The organism is Escherichia sp. MOD1-EC6842 (genome assembly GCF_002965705.1).
Classification (GTDB): Bacteria; Pseudomonadota; Gammaproteobacteria; order Enterobacterales; family Enterobacteriaceae; genus Escherichia; species Escherichia ruysiae.
Genome location: NZ_PTRF01000005.1, coordinates 75,865 through 97,789 on the forward strand (window position 1 = coordinate 75,865; position 21,925 = coordinate 97,789).

The 21,925-nt window shown below is 49.4% G+C and carries 24 protein-coding genes; 13 read left to right on the forward strand and 11 right to left on the reverse strand.

Going from position 1 to position 21,925, the window contains the following annotated elements; translation table 11 throughout:
- Window positions 1-35 precede the first annotated feature (35 nt).
- The 4 genes from A7Z29_RS07695 to A7Z29_RS07710 form a co-directional block, all read right to left on the reverse strand.
- A complete protein-coding gene (locus tag A7Z29_RS07695; RefSeq protein ID WP_105290059.1) occupies window positions 36-1,121 on the reverse strand; it encodes a CfaE/CblD family pilus tip adhesin in 1,086 nt (361 codons plus the stop codon).
- Window positions 1,118-3,802, reverse strand: a complete 2,685-nt coding sequence (locus A7Z29_RS07700; protein ID WP_105290060.1) for a TcfC E-set like domain-containing protein — start codon at window positions 3,800-3,802, stop codon at window positions 1,118-1,120. The genes A7Z29_RS07695 and A7Z29_RS07700 overlap by 4 nt, the downstream gene beginning before the upstream one ends.
- 90 nt (window positions 3,803-3,892) lie before the next feature.
- Window positions 3,893-4,393 (reverse strand): CS1 type fimbrial major subunit, encoded by a 501-nt coding sequence (locus A7Z29_RS07705; RefSeq protein ID WP_105290061.1) that lies wholly within the window; start codon window positions 4,391-4,393, stop codon window positions 3,893-3,895.
- 29 nt (window positions 4,394-4,422) lie between these two features.
- Window positions 4,423-5,139, reverse strand: a complete 717-nt coding sequence (locus A7Z29_RS07710; protein ID WP_085461219.1) for a fimbria/pilus periplasmic chaperone — start codon at window positions 5,137-5,139, stop codon at window positions 4,423-4,425.
- 295 nt (window positions 5,140-5,434) lie between these two features.
- Here A7Z29_RS07710 and exuR point away from each other — a divergent pair, with 295 nt between their 5' ends.
- The 11 genes from exuR to A7Z29_RS07760 all read left to right on the forward strand — a co-directional run bounded on the left by exuR (window position 5,435) and on the right by A7Z29_RS07760 (window position 11,522).
- A complete protein-coding gene (exuR, locus tag A7Z29_RS07715) occupies window positions 5,435-6,211 on the forward strand; it encodes a transcriptional regulator ExuR (protein ID WP_000406033.1) in 777 nt (258 codons plus the stop codon).
- Window positions 6,212-6,398: 187 nt separating this feature from the next.
- Window positions 6,399-6,533, forward strand: a complete 135-nt coding sequence (locus A7Z29_RS24035) for a hypothetical protein (protein ID WP_432758335.1) — start codon at window positions 6,399-6,401, stop codon at window positions 6,531-6,533.
- A gap of 21 nt (window positions 6,534-6,554) precedes the next feature.
- Complete coding sequence (gene yqjA, locus A7Z29_RS07720) at window positions 6,555-7,217, forward strand: DedA family general envelope maintenance protein YqjA (protein ID WP_000422149.1); 663 nt, start codon at window positions 6,555-6,557, stop codon at window positions 7,215-7,217.
- A gap of 3 nt (window positions 7,218-7,220) precedes the next feature.
- Window positions 7,221-7,604 (forward strand): EnvZ/OmpR regulon moderator MzrA, encoded by a 384-nt coding sequence (gene mzrA, locus A7Z29_RS07725; protein WP_001166774.1) that lies wholly within the window; start codon window positions 7,221-7,223, stop codon window positions 7,602-7,604.
- Window positions 7,605-7,750: 146 nt separating this feature from the next.
- Entirely contained in the window at window positions 7,751-8,119 is a 369-nt protein-coding gene (gene yqjC, locus A7Z29_RS07730; protein ID WP_010346332.1) for a DUF1090 family protein YqjC, read from the forward strand.
- Window positions 8,120-8,156: 37 nt separating this feature from the next.
- Window positions 8,157-8,462 carry an ElaB/YgaM/YqjD family protein gene (locus A7Z29_RS07735; RefSeq protein ID WP_000031409.1) on the forward strand — a complete coding sequence of 102 codons (306 nt, stop codon included), beginning with the start codon at window positions 8,157-8,159 and terminating at the stop codon, window positions 8,460-8,462.
- A gap of 2 nt (window positions 8,463-8,464) precedes the next feature.
- A complete protein-coding gene (locus tag A7Z29_RS07740) occupies window positions 8,465-8,869 on the forward strand; it encodes a phage holin family protein (RefSeq protein WP_000785727.1) in 405 nt (134 codons plus the stop codon).
- On the forward strand, window positions 8,859-9,158 hold the full coding sequence (locus A7Z29_RS07745) for a YqjK-like family protein (protein WP_000015589.1): 300 nt from the start codon (window positions 8,859-8,861) through the stop codon (window positions 9,156-9,158). Before A7Z29_RS07740 ends, A7Z29_RS07745 begins: the two co-directional genes overlap by 11 nt.
- Window positions 9,159-9,343: 185 nt before the next feature.
- Window positions 9,344-9,736 carry a DoxX family protein gene (locus tag A7Z29_RS07750; RefSeq protein WP_000732221.1) on the forward strand — a complete coding sequence of 131 codons (393 nt, stop codon included), beginning with the start codon at window positions 9,344-9,346 and terminating at the stop codon, window positions 9,734-9,736.
- Window positions 9,737-9,874: 138 nt separating this feature from the next.
- A complete protein-coding gene (gene yqjG, locus A7Z29_RS07755; RefSeq protein ID WP_000531183.1) occupies window positions 9,875-10,861 on the forward strand; it encodes a glutathionyl-hydroquinone reductase YqjG in 987 nt (328 codons plus the stop codon).
- 292 nt (window positions 10,862-11,153) lie between these two features.
- Window positions 11,154-11,522 carry a DUF805 domain-containing protein gene (locus A7Z29_RS07760; protein ID WP_000384146.1) on the forward strand — a complete coding sequence of 123 codons (369 nt, stop codon included), beginning with the start codon at window positions 11,154-11,156 and terminating at the stop codon, window positions 11,520-11,522.
- Window positions 11,523-11,555: 33 nt separating this feature from the next.
- Here A7Z29_RS07760 and yhaJ read toward each other — a convergent pair whose 3' ends face one another.
- Window positions 11,556-12,452, reverse strand: coding sequence for a DNA-binding transcriptional regulator YhaJ (yhaJ, locus tag A7Z29_RS07765; RefSeq protein WP_001041002.1), 897 nt, complete (start codon window positions 12,450-12,452; stop codon window positions 11,556-11,558).
- 104 nt (window positions 12,453-12,556) lie between these two features.
- Here yhaJ and A7Z29_RS07770 point away from each other — a divergent pair, with 104 nt between their 5' ends.
- Both A7Z29_RS07770 and yhaL read left to right on the forward strand, forming a co-directional pair.
- Window positions 12,557-13,258 (forward strand): pirin family protein, encoded by a 702-nt coding sequence (locus tag A7Z29_RS07770; protein ID WP_105290062.1) that lies wholly within the window; start codon window positions 12,557-12,559, stop codon window positions 13,256-13,258.
- A gap of 22 nt (window positions 13,259-13,280) precedes the next feature.
- Entirely contained in the window at window positions 13,281-13,445 is a 165-nt protein-coding gene (yhaL, locus tag A7Z29_RS07775; protein WP_010346326.1) for a protein YhaL, read from the forward strand.
- A gap of 140 nt (window positions 13,446-13,585) precedes the next feature.
- On the opposite strand, the gene cyuA is transcribed toward yhaL, so the two are convergent.
- The 6 genes from cyuA to tdcD all read right to left on the reverse strand — a co-directional run bounded on the left by cyuA (window position 13,586) and on the right by tdcD (window position 21,905).
- Window positions 13,586-14,896 carry a cysteine desulfidase gene (gene cyuA, locus A7Z29_RS07780; protein ID WP_105290063.1) on the reverse strand — a complete coding sequence of 437 codons (1,311 nt, stop codon included), beginning with the start codon at window positions 14,894-14,896 and terminating at the stop codon, window positions 13,586-13,588.
- Window positions 14,897-14,923: 27 nt separating this feature from the next.
- A complete protein-coding gene (locus A7Z29_RS07785) occupies window positions 14,924-16,255 on the reverse strand; it encodes an SLC5/6 family protein (RefSeq protein ID WP_000401618.1) in 1,332 nt (443 codons plus the stop codon).
- Window positions 16,256-16,532: 277 nt separating this feature from the next.
- Window positions 16,533-17,897, reverse strand: a complete 1,365-nt coding sequence (tdcG, locus tag A7Z29_RS07790) for an L-serine ammonia-lyase (RefSeq protein WP_105290064.1) — start codon at window positions 17,895-17,897, stop codon at window positions 16,533-16,535.
- A gap of 68 nt (window positions 17,898-17,965) precedes the next feature.
- Window positions 17,966-18,355, reverse strand: coding sequence for an enamine/imine deaminase (locus A7Z29_RS07795; protein ID WP_000719986.1), 390 nt, complete (start codon window positions 18,353-18,355; stop codon window positions 17,966-17,968).
- A gap of 13 nt (window positions 18,356-18,368) precedes the next feature.
- Window positions 18,369-20,663, reverse strand: coding sequence for a 2-ketobutyrate formate-lyase/pyruvate formate-lyase (gene tdcE, locus A7Z29_RS07800; RefSeq protein WP_105290065.1), 2,295 nt, complete (start codon window positions 20,661-20,663; stop codon window positions 18,369-18,371).
- A 33-nt stretch (window positions 20,664-20,696) separates the two neighbouring features.
- Window positions 20,697-21,905 carry a propionate kinase gene (gene tdcD / locus A7Z29_RS07805; protein ID WP_010346322.1) on the reverse strand — a complete coding sequence of 403 codons (1,209 nt, stop codon included), beginning with the start codon at window positions 21,903-21,905 and terminating at the stop codon, window positions 20,697-20,699.
- Between the last annotated feature and the right edge of the window lie 20 nt (window positions 21,906-21,925).

Genomic DNA, 21,925 nt, shown 5'->3' on the forward strand with positions numbered 1-21,925 from the left:
GCTTCGTTGTTTATGCGTTTGTCCGGCCTATAGGGTTAATTGATGGTTGGTAGAGATGGAGTAAAAATTACCGATAGTTTCCCCATGTAATACCCTGCCTGTTTATCCATCACGCTAAATTTATCGACCGCCAGGGTTAATGGCGTCGGCACACACATGACGGCGTAACGAATTCCTGGCAGCACAACCGGACGAACGCGCTTCAGGTTGACGCTGTTCCAGACCATATTTTCATTGTTGCGAACATCAATTTGCCCGCCCGTTTCCGGGTTATACATTTTTACCCGGTAATCAATGCGTTCTGAGGCATCTGTCGATGTTCCTCCCTGACGATAAATCGAGAAGTCGCCATCTCTTCGCCCGGCAGCCGGGCGACCTTCATCTTTAAGCTGGATTTCATAACTGATGGCGTTGCCGTTAAAACCATCGTACAGGCACATATCCAGCGTGGTCAGATCCTGAGCATAGTTACTGCCATTGACGCTCCCCGTCGGGTGTAGATCCAACTGTACCCGTGGCGTGGCGTGGGCAAACTCCGGAAAGAAGATATCGATATGGTTGGGATCGAGCGTATTAAGCGTGATATCCGCAAAATAATCTGCTCCAGGGTAGGTAAAATGCATTTTAACGGAACCTTCCCAGACGCCACCAATCGGTAATTTTTTCATTTCTGCTTGCTCAAGATAGAGCGTTAACAGTTTTACATTGGCATTATAAGCACCGCTATTAGCTATACATCGACGAGTAGTTGTACTATCTAAAGGGAATTGCGCCGACCAGCCATCACAGTCCCCTCCTGGATTGCGGACCACAAAATTCGTATATCCTTTAAGGTTAACTGGCCAACGCATACCACTGCGCTTTTCTGTCATATAAATTTTCACGTTTGAATAATTACCAGATGGTGTACAAATCTGCTGTCGATCAGGAAAATTGCACTGATAACTTGACCATGCGGTGTCGTAGTTTATAGCAGGGGGTTCTTCCTTGTTCCAGATGTAATAATCTGCCCTGCCGACTGCCAAATCATAAGTAATTTCAGCCGTAACGTTGGGCGATGCCTGAACACCCGCAACCGAGCCCAAAAAGCAAAATAGTATGGCAATCAATCGCTTTCTCATGGTGCAACCTCCCTTTGCGCCGTTTGCACACTTTCGCGTAATTTAGGCTGTTTTAACTGCGCCTGAACCTGAATCGACTCTGGCAATTGCGAATAACTCACGACGCTACAAGTCACATCGCCGCTGTAACGAATGCTGGCGCGTTTCTTCACAACAGTCAGCGGACATTTAAGGAATTCGTGTCCGGAAAGCAGATACAATTCTTTATCATTGCCGCTAATTTCCAGCGTAAATCCGCCATCTTCAGCCACCAATAACATGGTGCTGTTCAGACCAATCAGCGGGAATTTCTCTACTGATGCTGGCAATAACAAGCGACCAATATAGTTGTAGTTAAAGCTGGCAGTGACTTCGCGATAACGTAACTTACCGGGCAGCAACATTAATTCCCGGTTTCCCGCGCCATTGATAATATTGGTTGTTCCCTGCTGGTTGCCCTGGTTGCTGTCCCTGACGTCAACAAAGCCCGACTGGAATCCAGCATAGGGGAACAACACACTGTCACTTTGACCAAGTTGCAGAGTTCTGCTGCCCGCAACCCGAGCTTCGAATTGCAGATCCTGGCTCTCTTCATCCTGTTCAGTAAATCCTTTTACATCGACTAATACAGCGCCGAGCAGATCATCTGTTCCACTGGCTCCCAGATTAATTCCGTAACGACTCACCGCCAGTGTGGAACTGTAAGACCCTGTAAAGGCTGAAAGATGATCATGGTTCTTGCGATCGTAACTGTCTGATACAGTTCCGTTGAGATTACCGTACTGCCCTTCCCAGCGACCGTTAACCGCGCTGTTTATGGTATCGGTGTTCAGACCACCGACGGTCACGCCAAGTTCTTTATGGCTGAATGAATCGTTATAAAAGGTATGCGATAACTGCCATGAAGTTTGGTCGCCATCCTGATCGCTATAGCGATAGTCAGTCGAAACATTGGTTGAGTGACTGTTATTATTGCTGTCCATCGTTGGTGTATCAGATAACGAAAACGATAAGTACAATCCGTTGTCGTCGTTATCTCCGCCGTTGTCGTTACGATGGAAAACCCCGACAGAAGTGCTCAAAATCCAGTCACGCATTACAAAAGTGCGAGACGCGCTAAGCTGTACGGTTTCAGAAATACTTTGCGCAGAAGTCTGGCGAAGATAGTTATTTTCAAAACTCTGCTGTTTGTCCCAGCGTAAGCTGTCGTCGGTGTTATTTTGCGTGCGGGTATAACCCAGCATCATGTTCCAGCCGATAAGATTCTGTGAAATCGTAGCGGATATGCTTTCATAACAGCTTAAGGCGTTGTAGCTATCTCTGCTGTCGGTTGTACAAGCATCTCCGTCGGAGTTGGTACGATAAAAGCCCAGCGTCGGCCATCCCGAATTACTCCAGTTAACCTGCTGCATATCACCTTTGCCGCCATCGTCATTGCGGAACAGACTGGCACCTACGGCAAGATTCCCCACCCCGCCTAAATCCGCCGTCCAGTTATTACCTAACTCGAAAGCATTCACATCATCGGCATTCGCCAGCCCTGCGTAGAGCTCATATTGTGGATGTAACGGCAGGCGAAAACCCAGTTGATAAGCTGAACTTTCGTCATCGGCAGCCTGGGAGGTGGTTTTACCGGCCTGTAAGAACCACTGCGCATTTCCGTCCGTCAGCCCCCCTGTTTTGGTAAAAGGGACAAGTTCAGTGCGGGTGAGTTGGTTGTTCTCATAAACTTTTAACGCCACGCTGTAGCTGCCTGGCGGAAAGGAACCAGTATCAATAAATTGCGAACCACTATTGAGATAAAACGATCCCAGAAGTTGTTCATTACGATAAGCGTCAACACGAGAATTGCGCGAAAGCAGGACCATTACTGGCGTTCCTTGCTGACTCTGCGCCTGGTTTAAATAACTGAGTGTTGACCCGATACGCATTCCATCGATTGCACCGAGTGGCAGAAAGTTAAAAGTAAAATTCCCGCCTTGTGCATTAAATAGCGTGCGGTTGTCCATTCGCCCCGCCTGCACATAATAACGACGTAAAAAATCATAACGATAATAGAGATCGCTGACATCAGCATTATTATCGCTGACATCTTCTGCCTCATAGCCATTGAAATTCCAGTGCCCGCCAATATAACTATTCTCTGTGACACCCAGCGCACCATTGCCCTGAATGGAGAACGATTGGTAATCATCCTGCACCAGCACGTTAATATCCTGCTGATGAATAAATGCATTAATCGCGTTTCTGTCTGGATTTAAATATAGCGATTTTGAATTTAACGAGGAACTCCATTGGGGATTCAGAAAGAGGGTGGCGGAACTCTCTTCATCATTAAAAATAATGTCAACAGAATCGGTATTGAGAAAGCCACATCCTGAATCGGTCTGCGCAAAACCACAAGCCAGTTCACCATGACGCGCCAGTGGTTGTGCCAGTCTCGCTTTTACGGCTTGAGTGATTTTTTGGTCTTTGGTATCCAGCTCCAGCTTATTATATAAACTTGCTGAATCCAGAAATGTTACCGCATCAAGATTAACCATTGCATAATATTTACCGAGACTTTTCCCGGCATAATAGACTTCAATATACTCCTGCTGTCCCTGCGCAATAACCTCAAACCCAGCGGGAATTTTAGTTAATGCTGCCTTTGCCGGGCTGAGACTCGCCAGGATCAAAAGAGCCAGTAATTTTTTATCCATGGCAACCCTGTAATCCATAACAACGACTAAAATAGTTAAAATAAGGGAGGACAAGCCCCCCTTTATTACGTATTAATTCTGTTATCCGGATTAGATATCCTGGGACAGATAGATGCTTACCACACCACGGTAAATACCGGTTTCCAGTACACCTTTGGTAGTCTGAGTAAACATCAGGTTTTTAGCCAAAGAACCGTTGGTTAAAGCATCGGAAGCAAAAATTTTGGTTGCTTCAAAAGTGGTAGCGGCATCGGACTTGATTTCAGTACCACCCCAGGTCACAGTCAGCGGAACAGTTTTGCTGCCGTCCAGGTTATGAACCAGTTGCGCAGGGGAAACCAACTGCATTTTAATGTCTTTAGTCACATCGTTAGACCAAATTTTAGTCATCAACTGATAAGATTGCAGACCCTGACCCGGCAGATATTGCATTTCAACTGCTTTCGGCAGTGCGCTGTTATCGGTTTGCGTCATATCCAGAGCGGCATCAACGTTAGCTGTTACAGTAATATCTTTTTGTACTGCTAACGCGGAGCCTGCTACAGAGAATAACGCTGCTACCAGAAGAGATTTTGCAAATGCCTTTTTCATTACTATTCCTTCGTTTATGACAATGATAATTAATGGATCGCCAGCTCAAACTCGCCATTATCCTTAGTGATCCAGTTATTATATTTGACAACGATCTTGTCGTGGCCAGATATGCTTTCAAGATTTATTTCCTGACCAGGGAAGATATTTTTATTTACGGTCTGCATCTTACAATTATCTTTGCTATTATTTTTGCAATAAGCGATCGTTAAAAGTTTTAAACGTTGATTCCCTGCATTAAATAATTTTTTGGCAGGATTTACTTCTAACTTAGCAATAGGTTGTTGGGGTGGAACACTAACAACAATCCCCCAAATCAAGTTAACTGTTAACTGCATAGAGAGATCTTTTTTATCTGTGGCAACGTCATCAATACTGGGAACTGCTTCAAATTTAACGCGGTAATTTTTCTCTTTTTGCTCTGGTTCCATTGCGACAAAGCGCACGGTTTTGCTGCTACCGGCTGGTAAGGCGAATTTGGGTGGCATAACGACCAGATGATTTGCATCACCGGATTTAATCTCAACTTCATTTTCCTGAGGCGTCGATGGATTATCGATACGGAATACTGTCGCCTTGATATACTGAACTTCATTACTTTTAGATATTACACGAACGTTGCCTTCACCCTGACTATTAATAGAAACAGCCATAGGATAAACAGTCATATTTGACTGTGCAAAAAAAGGAGCGAACACGAATAAAAGCGGCGTAAGCCGTGATAAGAGTTTAATTTTCGCCACCATATAGAATTGATCTTACAAAATTGTTTCAAAAAAGTTAGTGCATTAGAAATGTAGATTTATTGTAAGTCAATATAAAAAAGCATTTTTAGTTAATATTAATTTAAAAAGCGAAAAATTAAGTTACTGAAACATAGTAATTTTCACAATATCGACGCTTAATTTTTAGGAATTTATAAATATTCACAATGTTAATTAAATACATTATTTCAATCACCATATCTATATATGAACAATGGCATACCCATAAATAAAGTGGTATGATAACTTTGTCCGCATTCCATTCCGGGAGACGCATATGGAAATCTCTGAACCACGCCGTTTGTACCAACAACTTGCTGCTGACCTGAAAGAGCGCATTGAGCAGGGCGTCTATCTGGTGGGTGATAAACTGCCCGCCGAACGTTTTATTGCCGATGAAAAAAACGTCAGCCGAACGGTAGTTCGTGAAGCCATCATCATGCTGGAAGTTGAAGGCTATGTGGAGGTGCGTAAAGGTTCAGGTATTCACGTGGTTTCCAACCAGCCGCGCCATCAGCAGGCGGCTGACGATAATATGGAATTTGCCAATTACGGCCCGTTTGAACTGCTACAGGCTCGCCAGCTTATCGAGAGCAATATTGCCGAGTTTGCCGCAACCCAGGTGACCAAGCAGGACATCATGAAATTGATGGCCATCCAGGAGCAGGCTCGCGGCGAACAATGCTTCCGCGATTCCGAGTGGGATTTGCAGTTCCATATTCAGGTTGCCCTGGCGACGCAGAACTCAGCCCTGGCAGCCATCGTTGAGAAGATGTGGACCCAGCGTAGCCATAACCCGTACTGGAAAAAACTCCACGAACACATTGATTCCCGTACCGTCGATAACTGGTGTGATGACCACGATCAGATCCTTAAGGCGTTAATTCGCAAAGATCCCCATGCCGCTAAGCTGGCAATGTGGCAGCATCTGGAAAACACCAAGATAATGTTATTTAACGAAACCAGCGACGATTTCGAGTTCAACGCCGACCGTTACCTGTTCGCAGAAAACCCGGTTGTGCATCTGGATACGGCCGCCAGCGGCAGCAAATGAAATTCCCATCGGGCAGGCGCTACAACGCGCCTGTACGCTTTGTCAGTAAGCAAAAAGTATAAAGTGTCAGCCTGTGTAAATCCTCTCGCCACCCTCCCCTGCAATCAGCAAAATCAGACTCCACGGACATGTAATTTTGATAACGAACAACGTTGACCTTTGTTACAATTAGATTCAATTTGAATTTATGCTATTAAATGTTTTCTTATCTCACGTTTTAACAGGGAATAGTTCAGGCCGTGTTGGTGCTCCGACCCGCAATCCATACAAAAACAGCAATAATCTGGCGGGAGTGCATCATTTAAAACCGGCGTGGCGTTAACCGATTCACCAGGAATAATGAATGGAACTTTTGACCCAATTACTGCAGGCCCTGTGGGCGCAGGATTTTGAAACGCTGGCCAATCCGTCGATGATTGGCATGTTGTATTTTGTCTTGTTTGTAATTTTGTTCCTTGAAAACGGCTTGCTTCCGGCAGCCTTTTTACCGGGCGACAGCTTACTGGTGTTGGTCGGCGTATTGATTGCTAAAGGCGCGATGGGTTATCCACAAACGATTTTGCTATTGACCGTAGCCGCCAGCCTTGGCTGCTGGGTCAGTTACATACAGGGGCGATGGCTGGGCAATACCCGCACTGTACAAAACTGGCTTTCCCATTTACCCGCGCACTATCACCAACGCGCACACCATCTTTTTCACAAACACGGTTTATCGGCGCTATTAATTGGTCGCTTTATTGCGTTTGTCAGAACACTGCTGCCGACCATTGCCGGGTTATCAGGGCTGAATAACGCACGCTTTCAGTTCTTCAACTGGATGAGCGGTTTGTTGTGGGTGTTGATCCTGACAACCCTGGGTTACATGCTCGGCAAAACGCCGGTATTTTTGAAGTACGAGGATCAGCTAATGTCATGCCTGATGCTGCTCCCGGTGGTACTGCTGGTATTTGGCCTGGCAGGTTCTCTGGTCGTGTTATGGAAAAAGAAATATGGAAATCGGGGGTAAAGGATGCAAATACCTCGCATGTCGCTTCGCCAGCTAGTCTGGTTCGGCGCTGCTTTATTGCTGGTCGGCACGCTGTTGCTGGCCTGGTCTGCGGTTCGTCAGCAAGATTCAACGCTGGCGATCCGTGCCGTTCATCAAGGCATGACGATGCCAGACGGTTTTTCCATCTGGCATCACCTTGACGCTCACGGCATTCCTTTCAAAAGCATTACCCCCAAGAACGACACTCTGTTAATTACGTTTGACTCCAGCGACCAGAGTGCCGCCGCAAAAGCAGTCCTCGACAGAACATTGCCCCATGGCTACATCATTGCGCAGCAGGACGATAACAGTCAGGCCATGCAGTGGCTGACCCGGCTGCGGGATAATTCTCATCGCTTCGGATAACTTCCTGTTATCCGAAACATATCACTCACTTTGGTGATTTCACCGTTACTGTCTATGATTAATGAGGCGGTGGTTAACACTACCGCTTCGTTGTCTGGACAATCGTTCCTTTGTAATAGGTTCGAGTCACAATGGAAGGTTCAAGAATGAAATACCGCATTGCTTTAGCTGTTTCTCTTTTTGCTCTTAGTGCCGGTAGTTATGCCACTACCCTGTGTCAGGAAAAGGAGCAAAATATCCTTAAGGAGATCAGCTATGCCGAAAAACACCAAAACCAGAATCGTATTGACGGTCTGAATAAAGCCCTGAGTGAAGTCCGGGCCAACTGTTCAGATAGCCAGCTTCGCGCCGATCATCAGAAAAAAATCGCTAAGCAGAAAGATGAGGTGGCGGAACGCAAGCAAGATTTAGCTGAGGCGAAGCAAAAAGGCGATGCGGACAAGATTGCCAAACGCGAACGGAAACTGGCAGAAGCGCAGGAAGAGCTGAAAAAGCTGGAAGCGCGCGACTACTAATTCACAATAGTCATTACTTACTCACCTGGAGAAAACTATGTCGAAAGAACACACTACGGAACATTTGCGTGCAGAGTTGAAATCCCTGTCTGATACGCTGGAAGAAGTACTAAGCGCCTCAGGAGATAAGTCGAAAGAAGAGTTGAGTAAGATTCGTAGTAAAGCAGAGCAGGCGCTAAAACAGAGCCGCTATCGCCTGGGTGAAACTGGCGAGGCAATTGCCAAACAGACTCGTGAAGCGGCGGCGCGTGCCGATGAGTACGTGCGTGAAAATCCGTGGACGGGTGTGGGCATTGGCGCTGCAATCGGTGTAGTGCTCGGCGTTCTGCTGTCGCGTCGTTAATTATGGCGGACACTCATCACGCGCAAGGGCCCGGTAAAAGCGTTCTGGGCATCGGGCAGCGAATAGTCACCATCATGGTCGAAATGGTGGAGACACGTCTGCGGCTGGCGGTGGTGGAGCTGGAAGAGGAAAAAGCCAATCTCTTTCAACTGTTACTGATGCTGGGCCTGACGATGCTTTTCGCTGCATTTGGTCTTATGAGCCTGATGGTGCTGATTATCTGGGCGGTTGATCCGCAATATCGCCTGAATGCGATGATTGCCACCACCGTGGTGTTGCTGCTACTGGCACTGATTGGCGGTATCTGGACGTTACGCAAGTCACGGAAATCGACACTGTTGCGCCACACGCGCCATGAACTGGCGAACGATCGGCAACTGCTCGAGGAGGAGTCCCGTGAGCGGTAAAGTCGAACGTGAACGCCGCAAGGCACAACTACTTAGCCAGATCCAGCAACAACGGCTGGATCTTTCCGCCAGTCGTCGAGACTGGCTGGAAGCAACAGGCGCTTACGATCGTCGCTGGAATATACTGTTGAGTCTGCGCTCCTGGGCGCTGGTTGGCAGTAGCGTGATGGCTATCTGGACAATTCGCCATCCGAATATGCTGGTTCGCTGGGCCAGGCGCGGTTTTGGCGTATGGAGTGCCTGGCGTCTGGTTAAAACCACCCTCAAACAGCAACAGCTGCGCGGTTAACGTCTTTCTGGCCGGAGCCATTCCGGCCTTATCCCTCAAAATTTTTGAAAAAATTTGACAGTTTTCCTTGCTAACAATCACCATTCACTACGTTTATGCTTCTCTCCATCGACAGCAACGACGCTAATACCGCGTCAATGCACAAAAAAACAATCAGCAGCCTGAGCGGCGCAGTGGAGAGTAAGATGAAAAAATTAGAAGATATTGGTGTACTGGTAGCGCGTATTTTAATGCCGATTCTGTTTATTACGGCAGGCTGGGGAAAAATTACAGGCTACGCGGGTACGCAACAATATATGGAAGCAATGGGCGTCCCCGGCTTTATGCTGCCGCTGGTGATTTTGCTTGAGTTTGGCGGTGGTCTGGCAATTCTGTTTGGTTTCCTGACTCGTACCACGGCGCTGTTTACCGCTGGCTTTACACTGCTGACTGCGTTTTTATTTCACAGCAATTTTGCAGAGGGCATGAACTCGCTGATGTTTATGAAAAACCTGACCATTTCTGGCGGATTCCTGCTGCTGGCAATTACGGGGCCGGGCGCATTCAGCATCGACCGCCTGCTGAATAAAAAGTGGTAAGCAGAGACTATACTTAACGATATTTGTTGGTCGGATAAGATGCGTAAGCATCGCATCCGACAATCAAAAATGTGCACTTTGCCAGCAATCTGAAACGAGGAGAAACACTCCTCGTTTTTGCTATTGGAGGAGAGAAAAATGGGTCAACTGATTGACGGCGTCTGGCATGACACCTGGTACGACACCAAATCCACCGGCGGTAAATTTCAACGTTCAGCTTCCGCATTTCGTAACTGGCTCACCGCTGACGGCGCACCAGGACCAACCGGCAAAGGCGGTTTTGCCGCAGAAAAAGATCGCTACCATCTCTATGTTTCACTCGCCTGCCCGTGGGCACACCGCACGCTGATTATGCGTAAACTCAAAGGTCTGGAACCGTTTATCTCCGTTTCCGTGGTGAATCCGCTGATGCTGGAAAATGGCTGGACCTTTGATGACAGTTTTCCGGGAGCAACCGGTGATACGCTCTATCAACATGAGTTTCTGTATCAGCTTTATCTCCACGCCGATCCACACTATAGCGGACGTGTCACTGTTCCCGTGCTATGGGACAAAAAGAACCACACCATTGTCAGCAACGAATCGGCGGAAATCATCCGCATGTTCAATACCGCGTTTGATGCACTGGGCGCGAAAGCGGGAGATTATTATCCTCCTGCGCTGCAAACTAAAATTGACGAACTTAACGGCTGGATTTACGACACCGTCAACAATGGCGTGTATAAAGCCGGTTTTGCTACCAGCCAGGAAGCCTACGACGAGGCGGTGGTGAAAGTGTTTGAATCGCTGGCGCGACTGGAGCAGATCTTAGGTCAGCATCGCTATCTGACCGGTAACCAGTTAACCGAAGCTGATATTCGCCTGTGGACCACGCTGGTGCGTTTTGATCCGGTGTATGTCACCCACTTCAAATGTGATAAGCACCGCATCAGCGATTACCTGAATCTGTACGGCTTCCTGCGCGATATCTACCAGATGCCGGGGATTGCCGAAACTGTCAATTTTGATCACATCCGTAATCACTACTTCCGCAGCCATAAGACCATCAACCCTACGGGGATTATTTCGATTGGTCCGTGGCAGGATCTTGATGAACCGCACGGGCGGGACGTTCGCTTCGGCTAGACAAAGGCACCCTTCGTGGTGCCTCTGATTGCTGGCTAAGTGCGTGTTGTTCATGTCGGATGCGGCTTGAACGGCTTATTTGACCTAAAAATATTGTACATTCAATATATTGCAGAGAACTCACAGGCCAGATAAGCGTAGCGCATCTGGCGATTTTGCGCTTGCCATCAGTCTGAAGTTCCGTTCATTGCACCTCATTAATTCACCGTGGTGATATTTACTGCCATTTCATTCATGTCTATTCTTAATTTGCTGCTTTAAAAACAAGTGATTGAGCAAAATTGAGGCAAAAATGGACTGGTATCTGAAAGTACTAAAAAATTATGTCGGATTTCGGGGTCGTGCGCGGCGCAAAGAGTACTGGATGTTTATTCTGGTCAACATCATCTTTACGTTCGTGCTGGGACTACTGGATAAAATGTTAGGCTGGCAACGCGCCGGTGGCGAAGGCATCCTGACGACAATCTATGGCATTCTGGTGTTTTTACCGTGGTGGGCAGTTCAGTTCCGCCGCCTGCACGACACCGACCGCTCGGCGTGGTGGGTACTGCTGTTCTTAATCCCGTTTATCGGCTGGCTGATTATCATCGTCTTTAACTGCCAGGCGGGTACACCGGGTGAAAACCGCTTTGGGCCAGACCCGAAACTGGAACAGGAATAATAATTAAGCACCTTGTGAAAGGTGCTTAATCGTTTATTTTCCGGCGAACAACTTTGGAATTTCCCGCAAACACCAGGATTTCGCTTCCCCCATACTGTCACGACGCCAGGCCATAATGATATCGATCTCGCTGGTCGATTCCGGGCTAACGACACGTAGCCGTCCTTCAGCAATATCTTTTTCCACCATCGGGTACGGCATAGTTGCGACACCCAGCCCCGCCAGTAACGCCTGGCGTTTATCTTCAATGGTGCTGACCGTTAAGCGCGGCTGTTTGTCCAGCAACTGCACCGTCAATACCGGACGCTCACGAGCGGTATCCGCTACCGCAATTCCGCGATATTTCACGCGCGTCACCTCAGAAAGCGGTTCCGGCTCCTGGTGAATCGGGTGATCCGGCGCGGCAACGTAGACGTTCATTAAGGTATAGAGCTTGCGCGAGTTGATCTCCGACGAGGAACGAAAATGCATATCCGGCGCGATAACTATATCCGCTCGCCCCTGCTCCAGCCGCTCCCACGCGCCCGCCAGCACTTCGGTGATAATTGCCAGTTGGGTATTGGCTTTCACCGCCAGTTTGTCGATCAAAGGGAAAAAGGCAGCCGTCGGCACCAGCGCCTCGGTCACAATGGTGAGATGCGTTTCCCAACCGCGCGCGAGGGCTTCCGCATCGGTAGTCAGTTTATCTGCGGCTTCCAGCAGAACGCGTCCTCGCTCCAGCAACATACGCCCGACATTGGTGAATTTGGTGCGATGGCCAGAGCGGTCAAACAGTACCACATCCAGCTCTTCTTCCAGTTTTTGCATGGTGTAGCTAAGCGCAGAAGGCACGCGTCCCAGCTCATCTGCCGCCGCCGCAAAACTGCCACGGCGATCGATCGCATCCATAACACGTAGTGCTTCCAGCGTTAATGCCCTTTCTTTGGCCATGTCGTTCTCATTCAGGAAATTTGAACATACCGGGCAGAATATCTGGCTAACAATGTAGCGTCCAGCCCCTTACCATAAAAGGAAGTAAAGAGAGGTCAATAATTATGATTACTACCCGAACTGCCAGGCAGTGTGGACAAGCAGACTACGGATGGTTACAGGCCCGGTATACTTTTTCCTTTGGACACTACTTCGACCCTAAATTGTTAGGCTACGCCTCCCTGCGCGTGCTCAATCAGGAAGTGCTGGCTCCAGGAGCCGCCTTTCAGCCACGAACCTATCCAAAAGTCGATATTTTGAATGTGATTCTGGATGGAGAAGCAGAATACCGCGACAGTGAAGGCAATCATGTTCAGGCCAGCGCCGGTGAAGCCTTATTGCTTTCTACTCAGCCGGGCGTGAGTTATAGCGAACATAACATTAGCAAAGACAAACCGTTAACGCGGATGCAGCTTTGGCTGGATGCCTGCCCGCAGCGAGAGAATCCGCTGATTCAAAAACTGGCGCTTAATATGGGCAAGCAGCAATTAATCGCCTCGCCCGATAGCACAGAGGGTAGCCTGCAACTGCGCCAGCAAGTGTGGCTGCATCATATTGTGCTCGCTAAGGGCGAAAGTGCGAACTTTCAACTGCACGGCCCGCGCGCCTATTTACAATCGATTCACGGCCAATTTCATGCAATTACGCATCATGAAGAGAAAGCGGCACTGACCTGCGGTGATGGTGCATTTATTCGTGACGAGGCTAACATTACGCTGGTTGCTGATTCCCCGCTGCGCGCTTTACTGATAGATTTACCTGTCTAGTTGTTTTTACAGGGAGAAGATGATGAGTAAAAAATCGGCGAAGAAACGCCAGTCAGTGAAGCCCGTTGTGGCGAAAGAAACCACTCGCGCAACTAAAAACTTTGGCTATGAAGAGATGTTGAGCGAGCTGGAAGCGATAGTAGCCGACGCCGAAACGCGGTTAGCCGAGGATGAAGCCGCCGCATAAAGACAGGTTGCCGGATGCGGCGTAAACGCCTTATCCGGCCTACAAAACCCAGCAACATCAATAAATTGCACCACTCGTAGGCCGGATAAGATGCGCCAGCATCGCATCCGGCTTCAGGCACGATACCCAAGACTCGCCGCTTATCTGGCCTTGCTCGCCATAATCTCGATAATCTGCCGATCCGTTTGCTGCATCGAATGGCTTGCCAGCGCACACAGATTGGCAATCGACTGCTCAACATCATGCGCCACAATCCCTTCATTGCCGGTCACGGCGGTATCATCCAGCGCCATTAACACCGCTTTCCACGCTGCCGAAGCACTGGTCGAAACCTTCATCGCACAACTGTTCGACGCACCATCGCAAATCATGCCGCTGACATCGCCGATCATACTGCTGATCGCCATAGAGATCGTTTCATAACGCCCATCCACCAGCCACGCCATCCCAGCGGCAGCCCCCATTGCTGCCGTCGTCGCCGCGCACAGCGCGGATAAACGCGGCAACTGGTTATGGATGTAAATCGCGCTCAAATGCGAAAGCATCAGCGCGCGTGCCAGCCGTTCATCATCCACCCCGAAGTGTTCCGCGACCACCACTACGGGCATTGTCGCGGTGATCCCCTGGTTACCAGAACCGGAGTTACTCATCGCCGGAAGCGTTGCGCCGCCCATACGCGCATCAGATGCCGCGCTGGTACGAATCACAATCGACGAGGAGAGATCCTTCGCCAACAAACCGCGCGCACACTGTTTTTCCAGCGTTGCGCCAATATGCAGCCCCCAGTTGCCACTCAAACCTTCCTGCGATAATGCACAGTTTAACTTCGCAGAATCGAGAATAAAGCGGATCGCCTCAAACGGGACGTCATTGACGAACTTCAGGATCTCGGCGAGCGTCGTTCTGGAGAGCACCGCCAGCGGCGACTCTTGCTCCCCCTCTGTCACACATGCCTGCTGGGCAAATACCACGCCATTGTGCGTCTCAATATGCACAATGTTGGTATGTCCACCGACGATGGTGACACACGCCCACTTCTCGCCGTTCCAGACTTTGGCGCGTGAGAAGAGGATCTCGTCGCAAGGTTCCTGGATCTTAACCGAGACTTTCCCCGCCGCCAGCAATGCTTTGGCATCAGCAATCGCCTGCGCAGTTGCGTCTTTCAGCACTTCCAGCCCGGCTTTGGCATTTCCACCTAACGCTCCCAGCGCCGCCGCAATCGGCAGTCCCACCATTCCCGTACCGGGAACGGTGACGCCCAGACCGTTCTTCATCAGATTTGGCGAAACCCAGGCTTCTACACGTTCAACCGGACCTTCCAGTTCTGCCGCAGCAACCGCCGCTGCCAGCGCCAGTGAAATAGGTTCAGTACATCCCAGCGCCGGTTTTACTTCCTCCTGAACGGCGAGGATGTAACGCTGCCATAACGGATTTAAAGTCGAATCAAACATAATAAAAACCTTAAAATTTCAGGTAAATCAAGAAAATGCCAGGAACGGAGAAACGCAAAGCAACAAACCGGTGACGATAATCAGGTACAGAGACATCCCTTTGTATTTGTGCAATGCCGGTACTTTGTAAACCAGCCACGCCGGGATCAGGCACCCTACCATGCCGAAAATCGGGCTACAGATAGAGGTGAAGCTCAACACCGGCGCGTTCAGTACGATGGCGCTCCAGGCCAGTAAAATGGCGAAAATCATGATGCCGCGCTGAACGAGAGTTTCGTTAATCTTCTCGGCAGGTATTTTGCGGCGCAGGATGTTCATTACGATCCCTTGCGTTGCCTCACGGAAGCCTAAATAGACGCCAAAAAACGCGGTCATTACGGCAAAGATATTGAGAATGACACTAACCACTTTTACCCACGCTGCACCGTCACCGCTAATAAACTGTGCGGCAATCGCCAGCGCGGAAATATTCTGCTCGTAGGCTTTTACCGCTTCGTCATGTCCCATCGCCAGCGTGAACGACACGGCGTAGAAAAAGACGGTAACAAACAGAATGCCGAACGCGATGTTCATTGCCCGCAACGCTTTATGCCGCGCTACTTCAATCGATTTTTCCCGCGAGCGATAGGAAATCACCATCGGGCTTAATGTCTGGATAAACAGAATCGACGTCAGGGTAAACGGCAGCGTAATAATGGCGTTTTTCACCAGTAGCCCCAGCGGCGGCAGCGAACCCACGTTATACAGATGCCACATTCCCACCATCGACACGCCCAGCGCCGCGACCACCAGTAGCTTGGTCAGAACCATGCCAGTCGAAATCTTGAATAACAGTTTCTCGCCGCGTGAGGAGATGGCTACCAGAATGCAAATCAGTACCAGTCCATAAAACGGATTGTCTGATAGCACGCTTTCCGTCACGCCAAAAGTATGTAAATAGGAGGCGCTATCGTTGGTGATGGCGGTGGAATAGACGAACATCCAGATCACCAACATCACGAAATAGAGTGCACCTAACAGGATGCCCCAGTTTTTACCTAAATAACCGCTGATGACGCTGGGGTAATCTTTACACTCCGGTGATTCTGCCAGCGTATTAATAAACAACCGCTGAAACAGATACATTGCCGGGTAACCAATCACTGATGAGAGCAAAAATACCCACAATCCCATCAAACCGACCTGTACCGGGAGAAAAACAATCCCCGCGCCAATCGCCATCCCGATACTCATAATCACCCAGCCGGTGTCGGTACTGTCGAATTTGATTGCTTCACGCCATTCACTTTCACTCATTCCAGCACGACCCGCCGGGGTCGAAGCGTCTGCAATAACGCCTTTATTCGTTGCAATTTCCATAATTTCTCGCTCAATATTTTGTAGGGCTTTTTATTTTTTTCGAGCCGCATCAAGGCGATACGCGGTCTACGTTTTTTTGCAGGCGAGTTATTAGAATGAAGAAATGATACGCGTGAGGTTAGAGAAAATCTTCACAATCAAGACTTTGAAATAGCAGTTATGGATAATAATTTTCTATAAAATCAACAGAAAAGAAACAATTATTCTCTATTTGCGGCAGATCACAATAAAAAAGGGTGCACATTTTGTGCACCCAAAGATAAATGCGGATGAAATATCAGCCGCAGACCACTTTTATCGCCAGTCCTCCGCGTGAAGTTTCGCGGTATTTATCGTTCATATCTTTGCCGGTTTCATACATCGTCTCGATCACTTTATCGAGCGAAACACGCGGTGCAGAGGTACGCCGCATTGCCATCCGCGCGGCGTTTACCGCTTTCACAGCGTTGATAGCGTTACGTTCAATACACGGAATTTGCACTTGTCCGGCAACCGGATCGCAGGTCAGCCCAAGGTTATGCTCCATAGCGATTTCCGCCGCATTGCATACCTGCGCCGGGCTGCCGCCCAGCAGTTCGGTTAACCCTGCCGCCGCCATCGAACAGGCCACGCCAATTTCGCCCTGACACCCCACTTCCGCACCAGAGATGGAGGCATTCATTTTATACAGCGCGCCAATAGCGCCAGCCGCCAGTAGAAAACGGGCGATGGATCGCTCATTGAGCGGACGGCGGAATTTATCGTAATAGGCCAGCACTGCCGGAATAATACCGCAAGCGCCGTTAGTTGGTGCTGTCACTACACGTCCGCCAGCGGCGTTTTCTTCGCTGACCGCCAGAGCAAACATATTGATCCAGTCGATGACGTTCATTGGATCGTTAGAGATATTGTCACTAGAGACCAGCAAACGGCGCAGCGCCACCGCCCGGCGTGGGACATTGAGCGGGCCAGGCAATACGCCTTCGGTATTCATGCCGCGTTCAATACCGTCGTGCATCACCTGCCAGATACGAGCAAACCCTGCATCAATTTCCGCTTTGCTGCGCAGCGCCAGCTCGTTATGCATCATCAGGCCAGAAATAGACAGGCCGTTGTAATCACACATTTTCAGCAGTTCGCCTGCCGAGTGGAAGTCATAAGGTACGGGTGTTTCGACATCGTGCGACAGGCCGAAGTGTTCTTCTTCAACGATAAACCCGCCGCCGACAGAGTAATAGGTTTTGCTTAATAGCTCTTCCTGCCCGTTCCAGGCAGTAATCCGCATCCCGTTCTCATGACGAGGCAACATTTCGGGATGGAAGATAATGTTCTTTACTACAGGAAAATCAACAATATGCGCACCAGAAGCCACCGGCAGTCGCCCACTGCGCGTCACAAGTTCAATAAATGCAGGGATCTCATCAATAACAACATCCTGCGGGCTGTTTCCTGCCAGCCCCATAATGATGGCGATATCCGTGGCATGGCCTTTGCCCGTCAGTGACAACGACCCGTAAAGATCGACCACAATATGACTTGTTGCAGTTAATAAGCCACTACTCACCAGTCGGTCGATAAAACTTTTTCCAGCATTCATTGGCCCCACGGTATGCGAACTGGAGGGGCCAATACCAATTTTGAAAATATCGAATGCACTAATCATAACCACACTCTCGGATTGCCATTCTGTGAAGAGGGCGGGACGACTCTGCAATCGCCCCGCTCCGGGCTTTACACGCTACGTACTGCGATAGCTTCAATTTCCAGCTTCACATCTTTCGGCAAACGCGCGACCTGCACGCAGCTACGGGTCGGGTAAGTCGCCTGATGCTCATCGAAGAACTGCTTATAGACTTCATTGATGGTGGCAAAGTCGTTCAGATCGGTGATGAATACCGTCATCTTGATGATATCGCCCACGGTGAGGCCAGCAGCAACCACGATCGCTTTGACGTTTTCAAGGCTTAAACGCGCCTGATCTTTCACATCAGCCGGGATCTCGCCAGTCTGCGGGCAAACCGGAATTTGTCCGGAGGTGAAGACCATGCTGCCTAAATCAACGCCCTGAACATAAGGGCCGATTGCGCCAGGGGCACGTTGCGTTTCGATAATCTTTTTCATACATCCTCCGGCGTCAGAGCGCCTGGGTAAAGGTACGTGAAATCACATCCTGTTGCTGTTCGCGAGTCAGCGCGTTAAAGCGCACAGCGTAGCCAGAGACACGGATTGTCAGGTTCGGGTATTTTTCCGGGTGCTCAATGGCATCCAACAACATTTCCCGATTCATAACGTTAACGTTGAGATGTTGACCGCCTTCGATGTCCGCTTCGTGATGGAAATATCCATCCAGCAGACCAACAAGGTTAGTTTTGCGTACCGGATCTTCTTTACCCAGCGCCGCCGGGACGATCGAGAAGGTGTACGAAATACCGTCTTTGGCGTAAGTGAACGGCAGTTTCGCCACGGAAGTCAGCGAGGCTACCGCGCCTTTGCGGTCACGACCGTGCATCGGGTTAGCGCCCGGCGCAAACGGCGTACCCGCGCGGCGACCGTCCGGTGTGTTACCGGTTTTCTGTCCGTACACCACGTTAGAAGTGATAGTCAGGATCGACTGGGTCGGCACGGCGTTGCGATAGGTTGGCAGGGCTTTAATTTTCTTCATAAAGCGTTTAACCAGGTCACAAGCAATACTGTCTACACGCTCGTCGTTGTTGCCGTACTGTGGATATTCGCCGTCGATTTCAAAGTCCACCGCCAGACCGTTTTCGTCACGGATGGGTTTCACACGGGCATATTTAATGGCGGAAAGTGAATCCGTCGCCACCGACAGACCCGCGATGCCGCAAGCCATGGTGCGATAGACATCACGATCGTGCAGCGCCATCAGCGAGGCTTCATAGCTGTACTTGTCGTGCATGTAGTGGATGATGTTCAGCGCGCTGATGTACTGCACCGCCAGCCAGTCCATGAAATGGTCGAGGCTGTCCATGACTTTGTTGTAATCCAGCACGTCGTCCATCAATGGTGCCGTTTTCGGGCCGACCTGAATCTTCAGCTTCTCGTCCATCCCGCCGTTGATTGCGTACAGCAGTGTTTTCGCCAGGTTAGCGCGTGCACCGAAGAACTGCATCTGCTTACCAATCACCATTGGGCTGACGCAGCAGGCAATCGCGTAATCGTCGCTGTTGAAGTCAGTACGCATCAGATCGTCGTTTTCATACTGCAAAGAAGAGGTGACGATAGATACTTGCGCCGCATATTTTTTGAAGGCAATCGGCAATGCTTCCGACCACAGAATAGTCAGGTTTGGTTCCGGCGCTGCTCCCATGGTGTGTAGGGTATGCAGATAGCGGAAGGAGTTTTTAGTCACCAGAGTGCGGCCATCCAGCCCCATCCCGCCGATCACTTCCGTCGCCCAGATGGGGTCGCCGGAGAACAACGAATCAAATTCCGGTGTACGCAGGAAGCGCACCATGCGGATCTTCATGATGAAGTGGTCGATCAGTTCCTGCGCCTGCTGCTCATTAAGCACGCCGGCTTTAAAGTCGCGCTCAATGTAGATATCGAGGAACGATGCGGTACGACCCAGAGACATTGCGCCGCCGTTTTGCGATTTCACCGCCGCCAGGTAAGCGAAGTAGAGCCACTGCACCGCTTCCTGCGCATTCTGCGCCGGACGGGAGATGTCGAAGCCGTATTTCGCCGCCATTTCCTGAATCTGCAACAGCGCATGACGATGTTCTGCCAGCTCTTCACGCAGACGGATGGTGGCTTCAAGATCCTCACCTTTTTCCAGACGAGACTGGAGATCGGCAAATTGCAGTTCGCGTTCACGTACCAGATAACTGATGCCGTACAGCGCCACGCGGCGATAGTCTCCGATGATACGACCACGACCATAACCGTCCGGCAAACCGGTCAGTACGCCAGATTTACGGCAGCGCAGCATATCAGGTGAGTAAACATCAAATACGCCCTGATTATGGGTTTTACGCAGATCGGTAAAGATGTACTCAAATTCGCTGTCCATTTCACGGCCATATGCGTGGAATGAACTTTTAATCATATTAATGCCGCCAAACGGATGCAGCGCGCGCTTTAACGGCGCATCGGTTTGCAGACCAACAATTTTTTCCAGCGGCTGATTAATATAACCAGCATCATGGGCAGTAATGGTAGTGGCAATATTAGTATCGAAATCAACCGGCGCGTGGGTCGCATTTTCGATACGAATGCCTTCCATTACTTTTTCCCACAATGCCGTGGTCGCTGGCGTTGCTTCAGCAAGGAAAGATTCATCACCTTCATAAGGCGTATAGTTGTGTTGAATAAAATCGCGGACATTAATTTCGTTTTTCCAGTCCGTACCTTTAAAGCCAAGCCATGCGTCGGCGTACAGCTTATCGCTGGTATCAATATCTACCTTCATGAAAAATAATCTCTCTACAAGACTTCAACTAAATTATGCAAATTCTGCGGGAGCGTTAACTTTGCCTAAATGAATTGCATCTAAGGCAATCATTTTTTCTTCATTAGTCGGAATAACGGCGCAAATTACGCGCGCATTTTCACTGGAAATAATACGTTCACCGTAGGAATTAGATTGATTATTCATTTCCACATCAATCTCAACGCCTAATACGGCTAAATGTTCCATGACCAGACGACGAATTAAACTTGAGTTTTCGCCTATTCCGCCGGTAAATATAATGCCATCCAGACGATGTAATGAGGCAGCGTGTCCGGCAATATGACGGGCAATTCGATGAACAAAAGTTTTAATTGCCAGTTGTGCGCGCTCGTGTCCTTCATGCCAGGCTTTTTCCAGTACGCGCAGGTCGGAAGAAAGACCGGAAATACCTAATAATCCCGACTCTTTATTCACTATGCGTTCCAGATCGCCCAGGCTCTGATTGGTTTGACTGGCAACCCAGGACATCGCGCCGAAGTCGACATCACCACTGCGCGTCCCCATCATCAAGCCTTCCAGCGGCGTCATTCCCATTGAAGTATCTACGCTCTGACCGTTACGAACCGCGCAGATTGACGCACCATTGCCAAGATGCGCCACAACCAGCCCGGAGTCATCTTCCACAAGGTCCAGCAGCGAATGGGCGCGCTGGGAAACATAGCGGTGCGAGGTTCCGTGGAAACCATAACGGCGCACACCTAACTCTTCATAATATTTCCACGGCAGGCCGTATAAATAAGCTTCCGGAGCCATAGTCTGGTGGAAACTGGTATCAAATACCGCCACCTGAGTTACGCCAGGAAATAATTGCTGCGCCGATTCAATGCCACTTAAATTGGCGTAATTATGCAGCGGAGCCAGTGGAGAAACGCGGCGGATATTATCAATGACCTCATCGGTAATAATAGCGGACTCGGTAAAAATACTGCCGCCGTGGGCGATGCGGTGGCCAATTAAGGCCACACTGTCATTTAAATTCCGTTTTTCCAGTTCAAATGCGATTGCCTTCAATGCACCTTCGTAACTGTGGTGAGCCAGCGGTGCTGGCTCTCCCCCATTTACGGATAAGAATGCATTTTCCGAGTTAATACCATCGGCAATACCTGACATTAATACTTCACAGTCACAGGTATCGAGCACGGAAAACTTAATCGAAGACGAACCACAGTTAATAACCAAAACAACCGGAAATTCATTCATCTCTTTTCTCATCCTGAGTT